This window comes from Flavobacterium tagetis, from assembly GCF_016735615.1.
GTDB classification, from domain to species: domain Bacteria; phylum Bacteroidota; class Bacteroidia; order Flavobacteriales; family Flavobacteriaceae; genus Flavobacterium; species Flavobacterium tagetis.
In genome coordinates, this window is record NZ_JAERSF010000002.1 from 979,885 (window position 1) to 1,002,458 (window position 22,574).

The 22,574-nt window shown below is 38.3% G+C and carries 10 protein-coding genes; 6 read left to right on the top strand and 4 right to left on the bottom strand.

Annotated features, from left to right (window positions below):
• The first annotated feature begins 32 nt into the window (after positions 1-32).
• The 6 genes from JI750_RS11735 to JI750_RS11760 all read left to right on the top strand — a co-directional run bounded on the left by JI750_RS11735 (position 33) and on the right by JI750_RS11760 (position 7,226).
• Positions 33-1,073: a glycoside hydrolase family 43 protein gene (locus JI750_RS11735; RefSeq protein WP_202001834.1), complete on the top strand. Its 1,041-nt coding sequence runs from the start codon at positions 33-35 to the stop codon at positions 1,071-1,073.
• Positions 1,074-1,317: 244 nt separating this feature from the next.
• Entirely contained in the window at positions 1,318-3,126 is a 1,809-nt protein-coding gene (locus tag JI750_RS11740) for a glycoside hydrolase family 2 protein (RefSeq protein WP_202001837.1), read from the top strand.
• Between the two features lie 109 nt (positions 3,127-3,235).
• On the top strand, positions 3,236-4,258 hold the full coding sequence (locus JI750_RS11745; RefSeq protein WP_202001840.1) for a glycoside hydrolase family 43 protein: 1,023 nt from the start codon (positions 3,236-3,238) through the stop codon (positions 4,256-4,258).
• Between the two features lie 57 nt (positions 4,259-4,315).
• Entirely contained in the window at positions 4,316-5,491 is a 1,176-nt protein-coding gene (locus JI750_RS11750) for an aldose epimerase family protein (RefSeq protein ID WP_202001844.1), read from the top strand.
• A 196-nt stretch (positions 5,492-5,687) separates the two neighbouring features.
• Positions 5,688-6,668, top strand: a complete 981-nt coding sequence (locus JI750_RS11755; protein ID WP_202001847.1) for a glycoside hydrolase family 43 protein — start codon at positions 5,688-5,690, stop codon at positions 6,666-6,668.
• A 144-nt stretch (positions 6,669-6,812) separates the two neighbouring features.
• Positions 6,813-7,226, top strand: coding sequence for a 3-hydroxyacyl-ACP dehydratase FabZ family protein (locus JI750_RS11760; protein ID WP_202001850.1), 414 nt, complete (start codon positions 6,813-6,815; stop codon positions 7,224-7,226).
• An 82-nt stretch (positions 7,227-7,308) separates the two neighbouring features.
• On the opposite strand, the gene JI750_RS11765 is transcribed toward JI750_RS11760, so the two are convergent.
• The 4 genes from JI750_RS11765 to JI750_RS11780 form a co-directional block, all read right to left on the bottom strand.
• Positions 7,309-9,237 (bottom strand): OmpA family protein, encoded by a 1,929-nt coding sequence (locus JI750_RS11765; RefSeq protein WP_202001852.1) that lies wholly within the window; start codon positions 9,235-9,237, stop codon positions 7,309-7,311.
• A gap of 12 nt (positions 9,238-9,249) precedes the next feature.
• Complete coding sequence (locus tag JI750_RS11770) at positions 9,250-10,215, bottom strand: PorP/SprF family type IX secretion system membrane protein (RefSeq protein ID WP_236673025.1); 966 nt, start codon at positions 10,213-10,215, stop codon at positions 9,250-9,252.
• Between the two features lie 13 nt (positions 10,216-10,228).
• The gene (locus JI750_RS11775; protein ID WP_202001855.1) at positions 10,229-21,058 is read right to left on the bottom strand and encodes a PKD domain-containing protein; all 10,830 of its coding nucleotides are present in this window, start codon (positions 21,056-21,058) and stop codon (positions 10,229-10,231) included.
• Positions 21,059-21,439: 381 nt separating this feature from the next.
• Positions 21,440-22,501 (bottom strand): BamA/TamA family outer membrane protein, encoded by a 1,062-nt coding sequence (locus tag JI750_RS11780; RefSeq protein WP_202001857.1) that lies wholly within the window; start codon positions 22,499-22,501, stop codon positions 21,440-21,442.
• Between the last annotated feature and the right edge of the window lie 73 nt (positions 22,502-22,574).

Here is a 22,574-nt window from a genome sequence, read left to right on the forward strand (position 1 = left end):
GGAATTAGTGGCAACAAATAATTCTTAGCAACATGAAAAAATATACAATAAAACAGCTCTTTTTTCTAGCAGTAATTTTGGCTGGATTTTCCGCGAAAGCGCAACAGCCAGATCCTCCTGGACAGGTAAAAGGAAACGAAAAAGCAAAAAATGAAGTCTATCTGTTTGCGCACATGACGCATAACGATTACGGCAGATTGTATTATTCTGTAAGTCTAGACGGACTTCATTGGGAAAATCTGAATAACGGAAAGCGCGTTTTTGAAGAATACAAAGGACATCCAGATATCTGTAAAGGGCCAGACGGAAAATATTATATCGCAGGAAACACAGGAGACGATGCGACAGCCATCAATATTTGGGTTTCGGATGATTTAATCACTTGGAAAAAACATGCTGATTATACGCCCGATTTAAAAAGTACGCCAGATTATTCAAATGCTTTACAGCGAATTGGTGCTCCAAAATTGTATTACGATAATGATTCTCAGAAGTTCATCATGACTTGGCATACGCCACATTTAGAAGGAACCAAAGAAGATGGCGAGCGTTATTGGGCAAGTCAGCGAACATTGTATGTTTTATCTAAAGATTTAAAAACGTTCGAAGGAACTCCAAAGCGTTTATTTGATTGGGATATGGGAACAATAGATGTTTTTATTCGTAAAGTCGGCGATTCCTACTACGCCGTGATTAAAGACGAAACGTATCCGACTTTGTATTGGACAACGGGAAAAACCATCCGAATTGCCAAATCAAAATCCCTTTTAGGACCTTATTCTTTGCCCCAGCAATCTATCAGTCCGAACTTTAGAGAAGCGCCAATGCTGATTCCTTCTCCAGATGACAAAATATGGTACATGTATTACGAGCAATATCCGGGTGTCTCCTACGGATTATCGATCGCAGACAACCTAAACGGACCTTGGTTTCAAGCCTCAGGCTACACTTTTTTCTCAGATTGGGATAAATACAGTCTCCCAGAAAAAGTACGCCACGGCTGCATGATTACAATCTCTAAAAAAGAATACGACAGTTTGGTGAAGAAATTTGGTCTTACGAAGAAGTTATAAGTTATAAATTATGAGTTATGAGTTTTTGTTGTGATGACTAGCTGGTTATTTATTGAGGAATAAAATAACAATTAGCAAGAACTCATAACTTCTAACTCAAAACTCATAACTCATAACTCAAAAATATGGTTAGTTAAGTTAGTTTAGTTCAGTAATTATCGGGCTTATGTGGAGATGAGCCCGGTAATTCATTTTGATTTAGAAGAAAATCATGGCATTCATTAAATGCCTAAAAATATAAAGCATGAAAAGAAAAAGCATCCTTTTTTTAGCCTTGTTATCCATGTTTGCGGTAAATGCGCAATGGAAATCACAAGGAGATAAAATCAAGACCAAATGGGCAGTGCAGGTTGATCCGAAGAAAACTTTACCCGAATATCCCCGTCCGATTATGGAGCGCAACCAATGGAAAAATCTGAATGGTTTGTGGAATTATAGCATTCAAGAATTTGGAAAAGCTGCGCCTTCAAAATATGACGGGCAGATTCTGGTTCCGTTTGCGGCTGAATCTAGCTTGTCAGGGGTTATGAAAGAAGTGGGAGCTAAAAACGAACTTTGGTATGAAACTCAATTTTCGATTGAATCGGGCTGGAATGGAAAAAACATCCTTTTGCATTTTGGAGCTGTTGATTGGAAAACGGAAGTTTTTGTGAATGATGTAAAAGTCGGTTCTCATACGGGAGGTTATACGCCTTTTTCGTTTGACATTACGCCATTCATCCAAAAAGGAAAAAATCAAAAGCTAGTTGTAAAAGTTTGGGATCCTTCCAACGATGGGCCTCAACCAAGAGGAAAACAAGTTAAGAATCCAGAAGGAATTTGGTACACGCCTGTCACCGGAATCTGGCAAACGGTTTGGATTGAGCCTGTAAATGCTAAAAACATTTCAGGATTAAAAACAACGCCAAATATTGATCAAAATACGATTAGTATAAAAGCTGATATAAATGGAGCAGAAAAAGGCGATTTAGTAGAGATTTCTGTTTTTGATAATGGAAAAGAAATTGCCAAAGAAAAGGCGGTTGTGGGCGAAAGCAATGATATTGTTTTGAATAATCCGAAATTATGGTCGCCTGAAAGTCCGTTTTTATATCAGACTAAAATCCGCTTAATCAGCAAAAACAAAGTCGTTGATGAGGTAAAAAGTTATTTTGCGATGCGAAAAATTTCGTCTAAACGCGATGAAAACGGTATTTTGAGAATGCAGTTAAACAACAAAGATTATTTTCAATTCGGACCTTTAGATCAAGGCTGGTGGCCAGACGGATTATACACCGCGCCAACCGATGAAGCTTTGAAATACGATATTATTAAAACAAAAGAATTAGGCTTTAATATGATTCGCAAACACGTAAAAGTAGAGCCAGAGCGTTGGTACACGCATTGCGATCAGTTAGGAATTTTGGTTTGGCAAGATATGCCTAGCGGAGACGATCAGCCAGTTTGGCAAAATAGGAAGTATTTTGAAGGAACAGAATTACAGCGTTCGGCAAAATCGGAAGAAATTTACAGAAAAGAATGGAAAGAGATTATGGATCATCTGTATTCCTACCCAAGTATTGTGGTTTGGGTTCCGTTTAATGAAGCTTGGGGGCAATTTAAAACTGTTGAAATTACAGAATGGACCAAAAATCATGATGCAACGCGTCTGATTAATTCTGCGAGTGGAGGAAATCACTTTCAAACTGGAGATATTTTAGATTTACATAATTATCCTGGTCCAGATATGTATTTGTACGATGCAAGAAGAGTTACGGTCTTGGGAGAGTATGGCGGAATTGGTCTTCCGTTAGAAGGGCATCTTTGGAGGGCAAATGACAACTGGGGTTACATCAAATTTAAAAATGAGACAGAAGTTACCGCCGAATACAAAAAGTACGCGGAAACCCTTCAAAAATACGTTAAAACGGGATTCTCGGCTGCAGTCTATACTCAGACAACAGATGTTGAAGGTGAAGTAAATGGTTTTATGACTTATGATCGAAAAGTGGACAAAATGGATTTTAAAGCGGTGAACAAAATTAATACGGAGGTTATTAATGCTTTGAATTAGAAATGATGTTTTCTTCTCTCGCAGATTTGGCAGATTATGCTGATAAAAAAGATCTGCAAAATCTGCAAAATCTGCGAGAAAAAATTCAAAGACTAACAAAAAACTAAAAATGAAAAAATACCTAATCCTTTTTCTGTTCACAACAATAAGTTTTGCACAGCAAAAAACATTCACAAACCCAATCCTTCCATCAGGAGCAGATCCTTACAGCACGTATTACAAAGGCTATTATTACTATACCAACACGCTTGGAAATAAACTGGTGCTGTGGAAAACAAAAGACCTTTCGGATATCAAAAATGCCGAAAGCAAAGTGATTTGGACACCACCCAAAAACACCAATTATTCGGCAGAAATCTGGGCGCCAGAGTTTCATATCATCAACGGAAAATGGTATTGCTATTTTGCGGCAGATAATGGCGATAACAACAATCACAGGATGTATGTTCTGGAAAATAAATCATCAGATCCGTTTAAAGGGAAGTTTGAATTTAAAGGCAAAATCGCTGCGAACACCGATAAATGGGCAATTGACGGAAATGTTTTTGAATATAAAAAACAGCTGTACATGATTTGGGCTGGTTGGGAAGGCGACAAAAACGGACAGCAGAATATTTATATCGCTAAAATGAAAAATCCGCTTGAAATTGATGGCGATCGCGTTATGATTTCTGCACCAACAAACGATTGGGAGACACATGGCGCTTTGCATGATGAGGTAAATCCACCACAGGTAAATGTGAACGAAGGGCCACAGTTTTTAGAAAGAAATGGAAAAATCTTCATTGTGTTTTCGGCAAGCGGCTGCTGGACCGATTTCTATGCTTTAGGATTGTTAACCTTTACGGGCACAGATAATTTGCTAGATGCAAATGCTTGGAAGAAATCTCCTGAGCCTATTTTCAGACAATCAGAAAAAAACAAAGTTTACGCGCCGGGACATAATTCATTCTTTAAATCTCCCGATGGAAAAGAAGATTGGATTTTATACCATGCCAATTCAAACCCAGGAGAGGGTTGCGGCAACAAAAGATCACCAAGAATGCAGAAAATAGAGTGGGACGCCAACGGTTTTCCAGTTTTGGGTGAGCCAGTTAGTGAAGGAACGCCATTGGCTATTCCGTCAAAATAATTAGTAAATATTTAAACCAGAGGATGGGATTACTTCGTTCCTCGTAATGACATAAAAATGAAAAACATTCAAATTGCTGCAGTTTTGTTGCTTGTACTTTTTCAGTTTAGCTGTAAAGACAGTAAAAAGGAAAATGCGGTTTCAAAAGAAAGCTCAGAAATCAAATCAGATTCAGTAAAAACGGCTTTAGAGGCCAAAAACTTCGATACAATCATTGATGGTAAAAAAGTCGGTTTGTATTGGATCGAAAATAAAGATATAAAAGCTGCTTTTACCAACTATGGCGGGCGATTAGTAGGTTTGTGGGTTAAGGATAAAAACGGAAAACCAACCGATGTTGTAGTCGGAATGAATAGCGTAAAAGGCTTTAAAAATTCCACAGAACCCTACTTTGGCGCTACAATCGGAAGAGTTGGCAACAGAGTTGCATTAGGTAAGTTTACGCTCGAAGGAAAGCACTATCAGATTCCGCTTAATAACGGAAAAAATGCGCTACACGCTGGTGTAAAAGGGTTTCAAGACGTTGTTTGGAATGTTGAAAAGACAAATGAGAATACGCTGGTTTTTACGTATGCTTCGCCAGATGGAGAACAAGGTTTTCCCGGAAATCTAAATGTAAAAGTAACTTATTCTATTACAGATGATCATGCGGTAAAAATGGAATATGAAGCTACAACCGATAAAACTACGATTGTCAATTTAACCAATCATGCCTTTTTCAATTTGAATGGAGAAGGAAGCGGAGCAATTTTAAATCATGAATTACAGATTTACGGAGATAAATTTACACCCGTTGATGAAGGTTTGATTCCGACTGGAGAATTGAAATCGGTAAAAAATACACCATTCGATTTTACATCAAAACATAAAATTGGCGAAAGAATAGAAAACAAAGACGAACAGCTGAAATTCGGAAAAGGTTATGACCATAATTATGTGCTTAATGGCACTAAAAAAGACGGGTTTATTCATGCGGCAACGATTAAAGGTGATGTTTCAGGTATTACTTTAGATATTTACACAGAAGAACCTGGACTACAATTTTATAGTGGAAATTTTATGCAAAGAAAAAACATCTTTAAATCAGGTGCTAAAGATGATTTTAGGACTGCTTTTGCGTTAGAAACACAGCACTTTCCAGATGCGCCAAATCAGCCAAAATTCCCTCAAATAACTTTAAAGGCAGGAGAGAAGTATCATACGGTTTCTTTGTATCAATTTTCGGCTAAATAGTAAGGAGTTTTGAGCTGGAAATTAGGAATTGAAAAACGTTATTCGAAAGACTTTTTTGTAAAAAATAAAAAGGAGTTTTTTGAAGGGAAATGATAGATTTTTATCAAAATTTGCATCATAGAGGTTTTCTATAGTGTTGTTTTAACTAATTGATTTTTAGTTTTTAAATTGATTTAATTGAATAAAAAGTTTAATTATGGAAATAAAAAAATATTTTACGATTTTAAGCCTGTTTTGTGTCTTTATTTGTTGTTCTCAAGACAAAGAAACGGCTAAAAAAACGACTTCAAAAGAGCAGCCAATCTTGCTGGCTGATCCGACCATTTTTTACGAAAATGGAGTTTATTATTTGTACGGGACAACGACAGGAGATTTTCCTAATGGAGAAGGTTTTCAAGTGTACACTTCTTCCGATTTAAAAAAATGGAAAGGCCCTGTTGGAGCGCAAAATGGACTGGCATTAAAAAAAGGAGATGCTTATGGAACGAAAGGTTTTTGGGCACCACAAGTTTTTAAAAGCAACAATAAGTTTTATATGATCTATACTGCCGATGAGAATATTGCCATTGCAAGCAGTGATAGTCCGCTTGGACCATTTAAAAACGATTCTAAGACTCCAATGTTTAATTCGGGCAAACAGATTGATCCTTTCTTTTTTGTTGATCAGGATGGCAAAAAATACCTTTATCACGTGCGTTTGACTAACGGGAACCGAATCTTTGTAGCCGAATTGAAAGATGATTTGTCTGGAATTAAAGAAGAAACATTGAAAGAATGTATTTCCGGTGTTCTTCCGTGGGAAAATACCCAAAATGTTTCTTGGCCGGTTACAGAAGGGCCAACGGTTTTGAAACACAATGATTTATATTATATGATTTATTCTGCAAACGATTTTAGAAATCCAGATTATGCAGTGGGTTATGCAACCGCTAAGAGTCCGCTGGGACCTTGGGAAAAAGCAACTGAAAGTCCGATTATCAGTAAAAAAGATGTTGGAATAAATGGAGTAGGTCACGGGGATGTTTTCTATGATAAAAACGGAAAAATGAAGTATGTGCTGCATACACATTTTAGCAATAGCGGTGTTTCTCCAAGAAAAGCAGCAATAATCGATATTGATTTTGAAGGAAATAAACTTAGGGCAGACGCCAAAAGTTTTGTTTTATTGAAAGAATAAAACTTATGATTTTAGGGTTGATAACGTTGGGCTGTCTCAAATTGAGTCAGCCTTTTTTTAACATTTTAACCTGCTTTTAACACGGATGCCATTTTAATATTGTCTATTTCAGTTCAGATTCGTACATTGTTAAAAATTACAGACATGACAAAAAAAATAGAAGATTTAATTCCGCATCGTGCTCCATTTCTTTTTGTAGATGAAATTATTTCTTATACAACAGATACAATCATTGGTTTAAAGACATTTACAGATAAAGATGCTTGGCTTCAGGGCAGTTTTCCCGATTTTAATTTTGTTCCAGGAACGATTTTGATTGAAGCTATGGCGCAATGTGGCGGTGCAGGAATAAAACTTTTAGGAATTGCAGATGGCGTTTTTGGCTTGGTTAGTATGGATAATGTTGAGTTTTTTGCGGGCGTTGAGTTCAATAAACTCGTTAAATTTGTTGTAAAAAACATTCGTACGAGCGAAAAAATCATAAAACAATCGGGTGAAGCTTTTGATGAAGATAAATTGATTATGAAAGGGGAATGGATGTGCGTAAAACTTCAGTGAGAGAATAGTCAATAGAGAAAAGAAGCAAGAAGAAAAATTATAGAAAAAACGCCTTAAGATTGGATTCTTAAGGCGTTTTTTTTTACATTTTTGTTATGATGAATTCGCTTCGGCGATTGACTTGGTGCTGTGCTTCTGTACAGGGAACTCCGTTTGAACAATTATTGAGCAATTGGGTTTCTCCGTAACCAATTGCACTTTCAATTCTTTCGGGAGCAACACCTTGAGAAATTAGATAATCTCTTGTGGCTTTTGCTCTTCTGTCAGAGAGTTCGAGATTGTATTGATCGTTGGCGCGCGAGTCGGTATGTGATTCAATTTTGATTACGACAGTATTGTACTGATGCATTAAGAGAACTACTTTATTTAATTCTATTGCAGCATCATAACGAATATTAGATTTATCTAGATCAAAGTAGATAATTCCGATTTTTATTTTTAAAAGACCATTTTCGCGCACAATCAAAGCTGGATCTAAACCAACTAAAGCTTCAGTTTTTCCTGAACTGTTTCCTGTTATAATTGCTTTAGTATTGTTGTTATAATTCTCTTTTGAAACTTCGACAGTATAAGGTGTATTGCAATTTACGTTATTGTTAAAATCGTATTTTCCGTCCAATTGAGAAACAGTTTCAGCCACCTTTATACCGTTAGCATTTTTCAGTGTTACCATGGCACCTGCAATTCTGTTGTTGGAAATGGCATCAAAAACATAACCGCTTACGGCTTGGTTGCATGATCTTTCAAAAGAGTAAATATCATCATCGCCTTTTCCTGTTTTTCTGTTGGAACAGACAAAACCTTTATTGGTGGCTTCGTTAACGATATACCCAAAATCGTCTCTATTGCTGTTTAATGGCGCTCCAAGATTGGCTGGCGTGTCAAAAGCACCGTCATTTATTCTGCTTTCGAATACGTCTAGTCCTCCTAAACCTAAGAATCCGTCAGAAGAAAAATACAATGCTTGATTGGTAATGTATGGAAACATCTCGCGCCCTGTCGTATTTATTTTTTCGCCTAAATTTTTTGGTTCCGAGAATTGATTGTTGCCTAAAATGTCGACTACAAAAATATCTGTAGAACCAATTGTTCCAGGCATATCCGATACGAAATAGAGCTTTTTTCCGTCTTTGCTTACCGATGGATGTCCAACAGAATAACCGTCGCTGTTAAAAGGCAGCTCCTGAATCTCTTTCCAAGTAACTGTGCCATCGCTATTTTCTACGGCTGTAGCAGAAAAGATCTTAAGATTATTAATGCCTTTGCTGTCGCGTTTCAGTTTTCCGTTATAATTGTTTCTGGTAAAATAAATCGTTTTTTCGTCTGGAGAAAAGGCGATACAGGCTTCGTGATACTTTGTAGTGATATCTTTTCCGAAACGCTCTTTAAAAGTAACATTCGATTGTGTTTCGCTAATTTTTCCCAACTGCATGTTCAAGTAAGGCTGATCATTCCATCCGTATTTTTCAGTTTTAAAATATGAAGAATCAACTGTGGTAGAGTAAACCAGATCGCCTTTGTAAAACATTGGGCCAAAATCAGAATAAGCTGAATTGATATCTAAGTTTTCAAGCAAAAAAGAAGGTTTTATGTTTTCTATATCTTCTAATGTCACATTTTTAAGCGAAAAGTTCTTCGCTCTCACGTCTGTCGATTTTTGTTTTTCGGCAAAGGCTTTCATCCATTTTTTTGCCAATTCATAATTTTGAATTCCCTGTAGCGATTGTGCATAACGAAATAGATATTCGGCAGAAACTTCGTTGGGATAATCCGCAATCAGCTTTCCATACCATTTTGAGGCACTTGACATTCTAGTATTAAAATAATAAGCGTCTCCAAGCCGCTGCAGCGTTTCTTTAGAAGCGTCTCCATTATTTATTGAAAGTTCGTACGATTTTGCGGCTTCAACATAATACATCTTATCAAAAAGAGCGTCGGCTGTTTTGTTTTTGGTTTGTGAATGAATCAGCTGTATAACCAATAATGCGAGTATAGTAATTGTTCTTTTCATAGACTATCCGTATTAAAAGAATCTTGGTGATTTTAATCCTTTTTTGCGTGAAACTAGTTCAAAGCGAAGCATGATTTCGTGCGTACCATTGTTGTAATTTTGTAAAGCGGTTGTAGTATAATCGTAGGCATAACCAGCCATAATCATTGGCGTTATCTGTATGCCGACTAAACCGCTAACCGAATCTGATGTACGATAAGAAGCTCCGAGCGTTATGGCATTGTTGAACATGAAATTGGCTGAGAAATCGGCAATAATTGGAGCTCCAGCAACATATTTTACCAAAACGGCTGGTTTGAATTTGGTATGTGCTGAAAGGTCAAAAACAATACCTCCAATAAGATATACGTGTATTCTCTGATTGACTAGATCATCGCTGATATCATCGTAGGTATAGCGTTCACGGGTCATGAAATTTGGAACTGAAATTCCGATGTAATCTCTTTCTCCATGCCAGTATAGTCCAGCACCTACAACAGGCAAAAATTTATTGGTAATGTTTTCTCGAAATTGGGAATCAGGGTCTTTGTGGCTTCCTTTAGACCAGTCAATATTAATAACACGCCCGCCGCCTTTTAATCCGAATGAGAGTTTGTGGGTTTCTCCAGATTTAATGGTATAAGAGAAGTTTGCATCTAAATACTGTTCTTCTGTAGGTCCGATTTCTTCATTTACAATTGAGATTCCAAGACCGACATTTTTTCCGAGAGGAGTGTCTAATGAAAAACTTTGTGTATCTGGAGCGCCTTCAATACCAACCCACTGCGTTCTTAAAAGACCAGTTACGGTTAAATGTCCAAGAGATCCGGCATAAGCTGAGTTTACGGTCATTGTATTATACATATATTGCGTGTATTGCGGGTCCTGTTGTGCAAAGGCTCCATATACCGAGAATAGAGTAATTATCGCGAAAACCTTTTTTATATTTTTAATCATAGCCAATTCTATTTTGGTTAATCCTATTCTTAAACTTTTCATTTTCTGGATGGTTTTATTTTAGGTAAACCCATCCAGAGGTTTTTTTAGATCCGTCTCCTAAATCAAGAATATAGAAATAGGTTCCTTCAGGAAGCGTTTTGGCAGAGCCATCTGCTTTTCCATCCCAAGTATTTTTATAGCCTTTTTGGTAGTAAACCAAGTTACCCCAACGATTAAAGATTTCGAGCTGATTATTTGGATATCTTTCGATACAATCAATATAGAAGAAGTCGTTCTGGCCATCATCATTTGGTGAAAACTCATTGTAAATTTTCAGACAGTTTGGCGAAACAGTTGCACTATCTTGATTGTTTGCCGAATTAGTATCTATCTGATCCAGTTTTGTCAAATGTGCTGTGTTCAGATAATCATTAAAATCTACCACTTTAACCGTCAAATTTAGCGTTTGTAAAGCTCCTGCATTGATTGATGGAATACTCCAAATACCTGTTTTAGAATCATAAGTTCCTGAGCTTGCAGTTGAGCTTATAAATGAGTATCCTTTTGGCAATGCATCCTGAACCTCTACATTTGTGGCAGTTATATTGCCATGGTTTTCTGCTGTAATGGTAAAGGTTGCTTGAGTGTCCATTGGAACATCTGTTTTATCAACTTCTTTATTAATGGCTACATCTGTAGAAGGAACATTGATAGATTCAGAATCTTCATCGTCCTCGCTTTGATCTCCGTTATCATTATTAGGAGTAGAATCCGGGTCAAATTGATTGCTTGCTGTTACTTGAGCAATATTAACATAATCTACGCTTTCCAATCCAAGTGGGTTTGCTACAGTAGCGTCGTATGTTAGCATAATACCTCCTACAGGAACGGTTAGATTCACCCATTTTATAATATCTTTGCTGAAGATTCCACCATTATTGATATTCGAAATATTCTTGAATCCAAGCGGTATCAAGTCTTCAACAGCAACTCCAGTAGCAGTGCTTGGTCCATCATTATTAAGCTGGAGCGTGAATGTTACAACTTCGTTTACATTTGCGTTTTTGTTGCTGGCTGTTTTTTCCAAACTTAAATCGGCAACTGCAATTTTAATCTGTAAGCTGTCATAATCATCTTCTGTTGTAACCCCGTTATTTGGAGTTGAATCAGGATCAGGCAGGTTACTGGCTATAACCTCAGTTATATTTGTGTATTCGCCTGCTGCACCCGATGGCTTATTCACTGTTGTATAAATATCCAGCGATTGATCTGTTCCAGTAGGAATGTTTCCGACATTCCAAATGCCTGTGACATAGTTATATAACCCACTTGTAGGACTGCTGGTCTGATAAGTAAATCCAGGAGGCAGCAAGTCTTTGACTCTTACGCCAGATGCATCTGCAGGACCATCATTGGTAACGGTGACAGTAAAAATAACTGTTGCACCTACATCGTAAACAGCATCTTGATTTAAAGCTGTTTTTTTAATAGATAAATCTGCCATTACAATTACTGGTGTAACAGAAATACTATCATAATCATCTTCAGTTGTAACGCTGTTGCCTGGCGTACTGTCTGGATCATGCTGATCTGCGGTCATGATTTCGGCTACATTTAAATATTCGTCTGCAGTGCCTGTTGGAGCTTTTACTAAAACATTTAAAATTAAAGTATGGCTATTTCCAGGCAATATAATTCCTGGACTCCATTCGCCAGTTAAACGATTATAAGGCCCTGAAGTAGAACTGTGAAAAATATAATCATATCCAGAAGGCAGTACATCTTTTATTGTAACGCCAGTAGCATTGCTTGGTCCTGAATTGGTTACTGTGATTGAGAATGAGATTTCTGATCCTACAGCAGGAGTAAGGATATTATTGATTACTTTTTTCTCGATAGAAAGATCAGAAACTGCAGGAACAGGAGTTAGCAATAATGAACTTATATCGTCCTCACCGCTGACATTATTATTTGGTGTCGAATCTGGATCCAGTTCATTAGAAGCATACACTTCAGCGATGTTTAAATAATTGCCTGTTGTATTTACTTTTGCACCAATTAATAGAGATTCTGAACCGCCATTTGGTATGGTTCCGATATCCCAAATTCCTGTTGTATTATGATATTGGCCAGCTGTTGAACTGTAGACTACATATTCATAACCGCTTGGCAGCATATCTATTACCTTAACGCCAGTTGCATTTTGCGGTCCACTATTTTTTACAGTTACTTCAAAAGTGATGGTAGCACCAAATATCGGACTAAAGTTACCGCCCACGACTGCTTTTGTAAGCGATAAATCGGCCATTGGAACAACAGGCGACGTTCCAATTTCAGCATAATCATCTTCTGTTGTAATTCCGTTGTTTGGAGTTGAGTTAGGGTCAAGAAGACTGCTTGCAGTAACTTCGCTTGTATTTAAATAATTGCCAGAAGCATTTACGATGGCTGTCAGTTGAAGCGTTTGCGAATCTCCATTTATTAATGAGCCAATAGTCCATTTTCCTGTTACATTGTTATAGGTTCCTTTTGTTGCGGTAAAACTAGAAAATGTATATCCCGATGGAAGCAAATCTGTCACTTCAACTCCTGTTGTGTTTTCCGGCCCTTTATTGGTAATGATTATTTCAAAAGTGACTGGAGCACCAATTAGAGGAGTTGGATTATTAACTGTTTTAGTCAATGATAAATCGGCTGTTTGTTGAGATGGTACAACTCTATTGCCAATGGTTGCGTAATCATCTTCGCTTGCAATTCCATTATTTGGAGTAGAATCGGGATCAGGAAGATCGCTAGCAGTTACTTCTGCAACGTTTGAATAATTTCCAGAAGCATTTACAACTGCAGTTATTTGTAATACTTGAGAATCTCCGTTAAGAAGTGAACCAATGTTCCACTTTCCGGTAGCGCTGTTATAAGTCCCTTTGGTGGCAGAATAGCTACTGAAAGTATAACCGCTTGAAAGGAGGTCTGTTACTTCGACTCCGGTTGTATTCTGTGGACCGTCATTGGTTACAACAATTTCAAAAATGACTTGCGAGCCTACAAGAGGCGAAAGGTTATTTACTGTTTTAGTTAAAGATAAATCTGCCGCTTGAGGGTTTGGAGTAGTTGTTGCTGTCGCATAATCATTTTCTGTGGTAATCCCGTTGTTTGGAGTTGAATTAGGGTCTGGAAGATCAGCCGCTGTTACTTCGGTAACATTGACATAATTTCCTGTTGGGTTTACTATAGCCAAAATTTGCAAAGTTTCTGATTTTCCATTTATCATATTGCCAACGTTCCATACACCTGTGGCAGGGGTGTAAGTTCCCGTAGAAATAGTGTATCCTGTTAGTGTATATCCAGAAGGGAGTAAATCTGTAACTTGAACTCCTGTGTTATCATCTATTCCATTATTGGTAATTATAACTTCAAAAATAACTTGTGAACCGACTAATGGGGTAGGGTTATTTACCGTTTTAGTCAATGAAAGGTCCGATACGGGAGTTTTTTGTATTACTGTTACCACTGCTGTATCATAATCGTCTTCTGAGGGTACTCCATTATTTGGTGTTGAATCAGGATCAGGCAGATCAGATGCTGTTACTTCTGCAATATTTGTATAATTACCTGTAGGCAGTACCGTTGCAATTATCTGTAACGTTTGGGAATTTCCATTTGGTAAAGTTCCAACATTCCATAAGCCGGTTGCCGAATTGTACGTTCCTTGTGAAATAGTATAAGCATTAAATTGATAACCGCTAGGAAGCAAATCGGTCACTTGAACTCCAGTTGCGTTCTGTGGACCGCTATTAGTAACTATAATTTCAAAAGTTACTAAAGAATCCACCAATGGGGTAGGATTACTAACTGTTTTAGTTAACGACAAATCTGCTGAAGCTGGGATTGGAGTTGTAGTAGCTTCTGCGTAATCGTCTTCTGTTGTAACCCCGTTGTTTGGAGTAGAATCTGGATCCGGCTGGCTGCTTGCTGTGATTTCGGAGCTGTTAGTATAATTTCCTGTTGCATTAACGGAAGCTGTTATTTGCAATGTATAAGAGTCTGAAACAGGCATATTTCCAACTGTCCAAACTCCTGTTAACGGGTTATAACTTCCTGTTGTTGCACTGTATGATACGTAGGCATATCCAGAAGGCAATAAATCGGTAACAGCGACTCCATTAGCTTCCTGCGGACCTGAATTAGTTACCTCAATGCTGAAGGTTACCTGTGAACCTACAAGTGGGGCAGTGTTGCTAACTGTTTTAGTTAATGATAAATCTGCTGATGTTGGAACTGGTGTAGTTGTAACCTCTCCATAATCATCTTCTGTTGTGATTCCGTTATTTGGTGTCGAATCGGGATCAGGAAGATTGGCTGCGGTTATTTCGGCTGTATTAGTGTAAATACCAGTTGGATTTACTTGTGCAACAATCTGCAACGTTTCTGAATCGCCAGTTACTAAATTACCAACAGTCCAAATTCCTGTGGCAGTATCGTATGTTCCTGTAGAAATGGTGGATCCTGTAAATGTATATCCTGAAGGAAGAATGTCTGTTACTTGCACTCCAAAATTATCCTGAGGTCCATTATTCGTTACCACAATTTCAAAAGTAACAAGAGAGCCTACTAATGGTGTTGCATTGTTGACTATTTTAGTTAATGATAAGTCAGAAGATTGGGAAATAGGTGTAGTTGTTGCTGTTCCGTAATCATCTTCTGTTGGCACTCCGTTATTAGGTGTTGAGTCTGGATCTGGAGTGTCGCTATTGGTAACTTGAGCAATATTGGTATAATCTCCCGTTGGGTTGACTATAGCGTTTATCTGTAATGTTTCAGATTCGCTGCTTTCCAATATATCTAGAGTCCATAAACCAGTTGCACTGTCATAAGTTCCGCTTGTTGCATTAAAAGTAGTAAAAGTATATCCAGAAGGCAATAAATCTGTTACTTGAACTTGAGCTGCATCTTGCGGGCCGCTGTTTGTTGTAATTATAGTGAAAGTCACAACAGAGCCTACCAAAGGAGTAGCATTACTCACCGTTTTTGTCAATGATAAATCTGCTGATGGCGGTATAGGAGTTAACACCACATTATCTTCATCATCTTCACTCTGATCTCCATCGTCATTATTGGGTGTACTATCAGGATCAGGAAGGTTACTGGCTGTTACTTGTGTTATATTAGTATAATCTCCTGTAGGCAATACTTTTGCATCCAAAATAAGTGATTCTGTAACACCAGTATCGACTGTACCAACATTCCATATTCCAGTAGTACTGTCGTATGTTCCAGCAGACGAACTATAATTTACGTATTCGAAACCAGAAGGTAATAAATCAGTTACCTGTACTCCAGTTGCATTATTTGGACCGTCATTTGTTATTTTAAGTTCAAACGAAACTTGACTTCCAACCACAGGACTTGTATTGCCTGCTACAACATTTTTGACCAAAGACAAATCAGCAGAAGGACCGATAAAAGTAATTTCGGCATCGTCTTGATCATCTTCAGTAGGAACATTGTTATTTGGAACACTGTCTGGATCAGGCAAATCGCTGGTTATTACTTGGGCAACATTCAGATAATTTCCTAAAGGATTAACAATAGCGCTGAAAGTTAGATCTATATTTGAATTGGCCGGAAGATATAGATTTCTCCATTCTAGAGTAGCAGTAGCCACCTGATAGGTTCCACCGTTTGATACAGAGCCGGGAATTAAAGTGTAACCAACAGGAACAATATCTCTTATACCAACTCCAGTTGCGTTTCCGGGACCTAAGTTAGTTACGTTTATAGTAAAGCTAACTTGTTCTCCTGCCGCAGCAGAAGTAGGAGTAACGGATTTGGTAAGTTCTAAATCGGCTTGTTTTAGAGAAACCGAGACTGTGGATATATCATCTTCTGTTGTAACACCATTTCCAGGAGTACTATCAGGATCGAACTGATGAGCAGTCTGTATTTCCGCCGTATTAAAGTAATCGTTCATTGATGTCACGACATTCACTTTAGCGGTAATCTGTAAAGAAAGCGTATTTCCGTTGTTCAAATTGCCAACATTCCAAATTCCCGTAAGACTATTGTATTTTCCCGCACCATTGTCACTTACATAAGTATATCCAGGAGGCAATTTGTCAGAAACTGTTATTCCAGTTGCGTTATTTGGACCGCTATTAGTTACTGAAATGGTAAAAATAACATTGTCATTTATGCTAACCGTGCTAGGTGAAACTGTTTTCTTAAGCGATAAGTCGGCTACATCAAGGACTACTGTAGCGCTGTCCTGATCATCTTCGGCAGGATTTTGATTGTTTGGCGTGCTGTCTGGATCAAATTGATCTGATGCGATAACCTCTGCCGTATTTACATAAGATCCTCCTGTAGGCAATATAGTAGCTTTGAATGATAAATTTAAAATGCTTCCGCTTGGAATTGTAATACCACTCCAAGTAATAGTATTGTCACCAACATTATATACTCCTGCTGAAGTAACAGATCCGGCAACAAGCGCAAAACCAAGCGGAATAAAGTCACGTATGGCAACATTGGTAGCCGTGGAAGATCCTCCCAATGCATTATTATTAAAAACATTGATGTTAAAAGTAACCACATCGCCAGCACTCCCTGTTGTTGGCGTTACAGTTTTAGTTAATTCAAGATCGGCTACGGCACGTATTGTAAGATTCATTGAATCTGATGATACGGCACAATTTCCATTTGTTACATTCCACTGAAGGGTGTAAATACCAGGAATTGTTCCAGTTACAGCCGTTGTTGGACTAGTAGGATCGGTAAAACCTATTGTACTAGGGCCGGCAGTTTGAATCCAGTTTCCAGTTCCTACAGTTGGAACAACTGCATTCATATTAATAGCTGAAAATTGAGGTTTAATTTGATCCGGTCCTGCATTGGCTGTTGAAGGATTTGCGTATATAGTTACTAGAACAGTATCTTCAGATATACAACTAGTTGAGGCGGCTGTAGTAACTGTCCATTTAAATTCATAAGTACCGGGTATTAGGCCAAGCATTAATGAGTTTTCATTGTTTGGGGATCCTATACCAGCTGTATTTGGACCAGAAATCTGCGTCCATTCTCCCACTCCTGAAGTAACGGTGGCAGCATTCATAGTAGCACTAGTTTCATCACAGAGTTCTTGATCAGGACCTGCATTGGCTATAGATGGAGGAACATCATTAAAAGTAATAGACACATCATCTGAAGTAGGCTGACATAATGATGGATTTGTAAATGGACCGTTGCTAACTGTCCATGTTAAAACATACGTGCCTAGAACGTTAATATTAGATAAAGTAGTAACGGGACTGTTTGGGTTGTCAATTACTGCATTTCCGCCAGGAGGCTGAGAAGAAAATGTCCAAGTTCCTATACCGACTGTAGGAGGAACCGCAGCAGTTTTATAAGTCGTCTGGCAGGCAACATTATCATCAGGACCAGCAATAGCACCGCTTGGCGGTGCGTTCATTTCTATTCTCACAATATCGGAAAGAGAGCGACAATCGTTGCTTTTAAATACCCATTCCAAAATGTAAAGTCCAGGAATGGTTAAATTTGAAACCGTTGTTAATGGTGCAGTTGGAGTATCAATAACCGCTACACTTCCTGCCGGCTGATATACAAATCGCCACTCAAACGAGGTAACGTCGGGAGGCGGAGTATTTCCGCTCATAGTTGCAACACCACCAACATCACTAATACATAAGGTTTGATCTGGACCAGCATTTGGGTCAATGCTGGCACCATTAAATATAGTGACATTTACAGAATCTGAAGTTCCAGTACACGTACCGCCATTTGGAAATGTAGTGCCGGTGGTAGTAAATGTAAAAACATAATCATTTCCAGGAACCACGGTTGCATTTGCAATATAGCTGTTTGAAGGCGATTGTGTAATTATAACATCAGCAGGGTTTCCTGTTGTACTGGTTAGCGACCATGTTCCAGTTGAATTTTCATTGGCAATCAATTGCACACTGGTAACGTCGCAGTGGGTTTGGTCAGCACCTGCATTTGCTGCAGGATCAACTACAACGACTACATCATCAAAACTGCCAGGGCATAAGAATATGCTTTTTGCGGTTATAGTCCATCGAAATGTATAAGTTCCAGCTACAAGACCATTAATTGCCGTATTTGGATTGGAAGGATCTACAATTGTAGGCTGGTTAGGAGAACCAGTAAGTACAGACCATTGCCCTAATTCAAAAAAACTGTCATATGAGCTTCCTGCCATGATAACGCTGCTGTTGTTGCAGATATTTTGATCAGGACCTGCATTTGCTGGATGAGGCGGAAGTCCGATAGTAAGATTGATGTCATCAAATGCCTGACCGCAAATGCCGGCATCGACTGTCCACCTGAATATGTAATAACCGCTGTAAGAGAAAGTAAAAACAGCATTTGGATCGTGAATATCGCTTATGGTATAATTTCCAACGCCCGAAATTCTAGACCATGTACCTGTCGATCCGCCACTTTGAGTAGCGGCCATAGTAATTGTGGTTCCGCAAATTTCTTGGTCGGGACCTGCTGAAGCAACGGGAGGAGTTTCTGCAACTGTAACAGATACGCTACTTTGGCTTGGAATACAGGTTCTTAGTCTTGAACTGATAGACCATGTAAAAACATAAGTTCCGTTTCCTGGAACCGTTACCATGGTATTTGGGTCTTCTATATTATCAATGACTACTCCAGTTGAGGGTTGTACCGTCCAAATTCCATAGTCTCCAAATCCTGGGGTATTTCCGCTAAGATTAAAAGTGGTTGTACCAGACGAATAACAGGCATTTGGTCCTGCATCTGATGTAGTAGGAGCCTGATTGTTATTTGTAGTAATAGTTACATTATCTGAAACTGCCGCACCGCATGATGGACCTGGGTGCGAATAAGATACCGTCCATTGCAATTCATAAGATGCCATCGGCGTAAGAAAACCAGATGCAATAGCATTAGGATCGTTTACATTTGAAAATGTAATGGTATCGGGACCTGAAACTTGACTCCAAGTTCCAATTTCACCAGCTTCAGCCGGTATTGCACTAAGAGGGACTAAGGAACTCGCACACACAACCTGATCTGTTCCAGCGTCAACATTGCTTATCGTGCTATCTGAAACGTAAACGGTTACCGTTGCCACTGAAAAACCGCAGGTCGCACCGCCGCCTTTTGTAATGTACTGAAAGACGTAGGTTCCAGAAATAAGATTGGTGACCGGTGTGTCAATGGCAAAGTTATCAGCAATTGTTGCGGTGTTGGGACCGCTGAGCTGGCTCCAAAAATGCAGGCCATCAGCTGTACTTACTCCGGAAAGAACAGTAGAGGTATCTCCGCAAGGAAGGCTTACATCGGTTCCTGCATTAGACGGGGTTGGATCTCCAGAAACTAAAATTCCCAAGGTGTCAAAGCCAAAATCACACTCAACAGTTAATGCTCCATTTTGTTTTCGGACAAATTCGACCGTATATTCTCCTGGTGCAGTAAGAGTTAAAGTCAGTGAGTTTCCAACATCTGTCAAAGCAGTTGGAAAAGGGCCAAGAGGAGAGAGTGGAGGACCACTTACAATACGGTATTGGTTGGAACCTGTTCCAGTTACAGTAAGCGGAATTGTAAATACAGTTGCATTACAGCTTCCGACGATATCATTTCCGTTATTCGCGAGAATAGTTCTAGTTGGACCGTTATATTGTACAATATAATCTTTGGTAAAAACGCAGCCTGTATTATTATTTGTCAAGGTGTAGCGGAAACGGTACGGATCACCTCCTTGAAAAATATTGGTCACTAATGTTGTAGGGTTGGTTGGCGAAACAATTACAGCACCTCCGTCACCAGAGACCTGAGACCAAGCTACAGTTTCACCTGCATACAAAGGAGTTTGTGCAACTAATGTTACCTGATTTATAGTGTTATCGCAAAAGAATATGTTTTCGTCTCCGCCAGGAAGTTGTGTTACATCTTGAGTTGCTGGAGGTACAGTAATTACAACTGTATCATTTCCAGAAGCACAAGGGCCAGTAACAGTCCATCGGAATGTATAAGTTCCTTCAACAAGATTAGAAATGCCTGTATTGCTGGCATTTGCATTGCTTATAGTTGGCGTATTTGGCCCGCTCACAAATGTCCACTGTCCATTTTGTCCATTAAGTCCGCAGCCGCCATATGTAGCATCTAAATTTGTCGATTGTGTCGTGGTGTAACAATTGCTCAAAGTTTGATCTGGTCCAGCCGAAACAGGTTTTACACCTCCATAATTGGTTACCGTTATCTGAGAAGTGGTTCTGCATCGCTGTCCAGGAGCATATTCTGGGCCTTCAATAACCCATTGAAGTGTTGTGACGCCGCAACTTGTTGCAGGCAGGCTGATGGTTGAGGTAGCTAAATTTGGAAAATTAATTACAACTCCAGCATTGTTTGTGCCTACAATTTCCCAATACCCTGTTTCTCCAGTATTTTGCGGAGTGTTTGCAATAATGGCTAATGTTCCGTTGCTGTTTGGACAGCTTGCAATATTGGCACCAGCATTGGCTTTTGTTATGGGTTTAACATTAACCACTTTATCCTGATAGGATACAATGCCGTCGCTACAGGTTGCGCTGTATCTAAAAATATAGGTATTGCCTCCCGTGTAGCCAGAAACAGTTGTGCTCATACTTGTTGGCGAATTGATAGTTACAGCTGGACCCGAAATTTGTGTCCATTTGACTGTGCCAGTGATTGGAGAAGGATTGTTTCCTGTTAAAACCAATGCATCGGTTTCACAAATAGTAACATTAAGTACTCCAGCATTTACAGAACAGTTTTGTGCATTTGTTTGAAAAATTGAAAGAAAAATCAACAAGGCAGCAAAAGCCAGTTTTTTTGATAAAGTGCAAATTCTCCAAGAAAAATAAAATTGTGCCATAAGCAATCAGGAATGAAAAGGCAGCACAATAGATTTATAACTACCTTAAATTAATAAATTGATTTGAGCATTAATTGTAGTTAAGATTTGAATTTGATTTGAGGGTTACTCAAATTTAAAGAAAGATAGTCATCAAATTTTTTTTTCTATGTTGCAGATTATAAAATGAAACATAAAAAACAGATTTTGAAACAATAAAACGCTCTGTAGTAGTGTGAGTGAGCGTTTGTAGAAATATTGGGTTTAGTCTTATTTTTACAAAAAGTTTCGGTGGAAATAAAATATTCGGAAAAAATTAAAGGATTTGAACACTTAAAAATTATATAAAAACAGCAAAGACTGTCTTTTTGAGACATCTCTTTTACAGTGTTTTTTTTAAGATTAAAAAGCTTCGCCGATTCTAAAATAAACTCCCCAATCTCCTTTACCAACAGCGCCGTCCAGACCGACATTAAATTTTGATTTTTTGAATGGATTGTATCTGTATCCAACTCCACCTCCTGGATAAATTTTCCAGTCAAAGCTAGGAGTGTCAGAACCATAAATTGTCGCAATACCAAAAAAGCCGACCAATCCCATTTTGTTTGCAAAGTTATATCTGTATTCACCCTGGATATCCATTAATCCGGCACCTCTATATTTTCCTTCAGAATAACCGCGAATATCTGTTCCGCCGATCGTGCTCTGCTGTTCAAACGCAACATTTCCAAGACCAAATTTGCCAAAGACTCTAGCCGCAATAACATCTTTATTTTCTCTAGTGGGAATATATCTATTGGCTTGAAAAGATATTCGATTTGACGCCAATTCATTGTCTAAAAAATCAGGATAAGTAGACCAATCCAATTTAATCTTGTATCCTTTTGTTGGATAATAAACAGCATCTCGAGTATCATACAATAGATTTACAACCAAAGCATTACTATGCGATACAGAAGAAGGAGAAATGTCATCTTCATAAACTGTATTGTAATGCGAATAGGTATAAGAAAGTCCGCCGTAGAATTTTCCAACGATTTTGCGCTGACCTCCAACGCTTATAACCGTTATTTTGGTTCCATAATCATAAAAATCAGGCTGATCTATATCATCCACATAAAACTGAGAATTCTGATTTCCATTAAAAAAGAAAAGTTTCAAACGCCATTTGTCTTCATTTAAATACCATTTATTGAAAAAAGCCAAAGCATAAGATTTATTAGTTGTATAAATGGCCGACATTCCCGATAATGATTTTGGCGAAATAGTATCGGCTTGATTCATTTTATACATTGCCATCGGAATAGCTCCGAACATAAAATCAAGATTCCGATTGTAACTTATATAAGGCATTACTCGCAGTTCAATTTTCTTTTCTTTTTTCGGAATAGAATCGGCTGTTTTTTGTCCAAAAGTAGAATGCATAAAACAAGCAATAAAGAATAGGAGTAGAAGATGCCTCATGGTATAAATTTATTTGGTGAAACTTATATTGGCGAAGAAAATGTTTTTCGGGTAATTGTAAATTTAGATAAAA

Excerpts from the sequence above, each read along its gene's own strand:
- JI750_RS11740 (WP_202001837.1), top strand. The coding sequence starts at position 1,318 with ATGAAAAGAAAAAGCATCCTTTTTTTAGCCTTGTTATCCATGTTTGCG.
- JI750_RS11780 (WP_202001857.1), bottom strand. The coding sequence starts at position 22,501 with ATGAGGCATCTTCTACTCCTATTCTTTATTGCTTGTTTTATGCATTCT.
- JI750_RS11775 (WP_202001855.1), bottom strand. The coding sequence starts at position 21,058 with ATGGCACAATTTTATTTTTCTTGGAGAATTTGCACTTTATCAAAAAAA.
- JI750_RS11755 (WP_202001847.1), top strand. The coding sequence starts at position 5,688 with ATGGAAATAAAAAAATATTTTACGATTTTAAGCCTGTTTTGTGTCTTT.
- JI750_RS11765 (WP_202001852.1), bottom strand. The coding sequence starts at position 9,237 with ATGAAAAGAACAATTACTATACTCGCATTATTGGTTATACAGCTGATT.
- JI750_RS11760 (WP_202001850.1), top strand. The coding sequence starts at position 6,813 with ATGACAAAAAAAATAGAAGATTTAATTCCGCATCGTGCTCCATTTCTT.
- JI750_RS11770 (WP_236673025.1), bottom strand. The coding sequence starts at position 10,215 with ATGAAAAGTTTAAGAATAGGATTAACCAAAATAGAATTGGCTATGATT.
- JI750_RS11735 (WP_202001834.1), top strand. The coding sequence starts at position 33 with ATGAAAAAATATACAATAAAACAGCTCTTTTTTCTAGCAGTAATTTTG.
- JI750_RS11750 (WP_202001844.1), top strand. The coding sequence starts at position 4,316 with ATGAAAAACATTCAAATTGCTGCAGTTTTGTTGCTTGTACTTTTTCAG.
- JI750_RS11745 (WP_202001840.1), top strand. The coding sequence starts at position 3,236 with ATGAAAAAATACCTAATCCTTTTTCTGTTCACAACAATAAGTTTTGCA.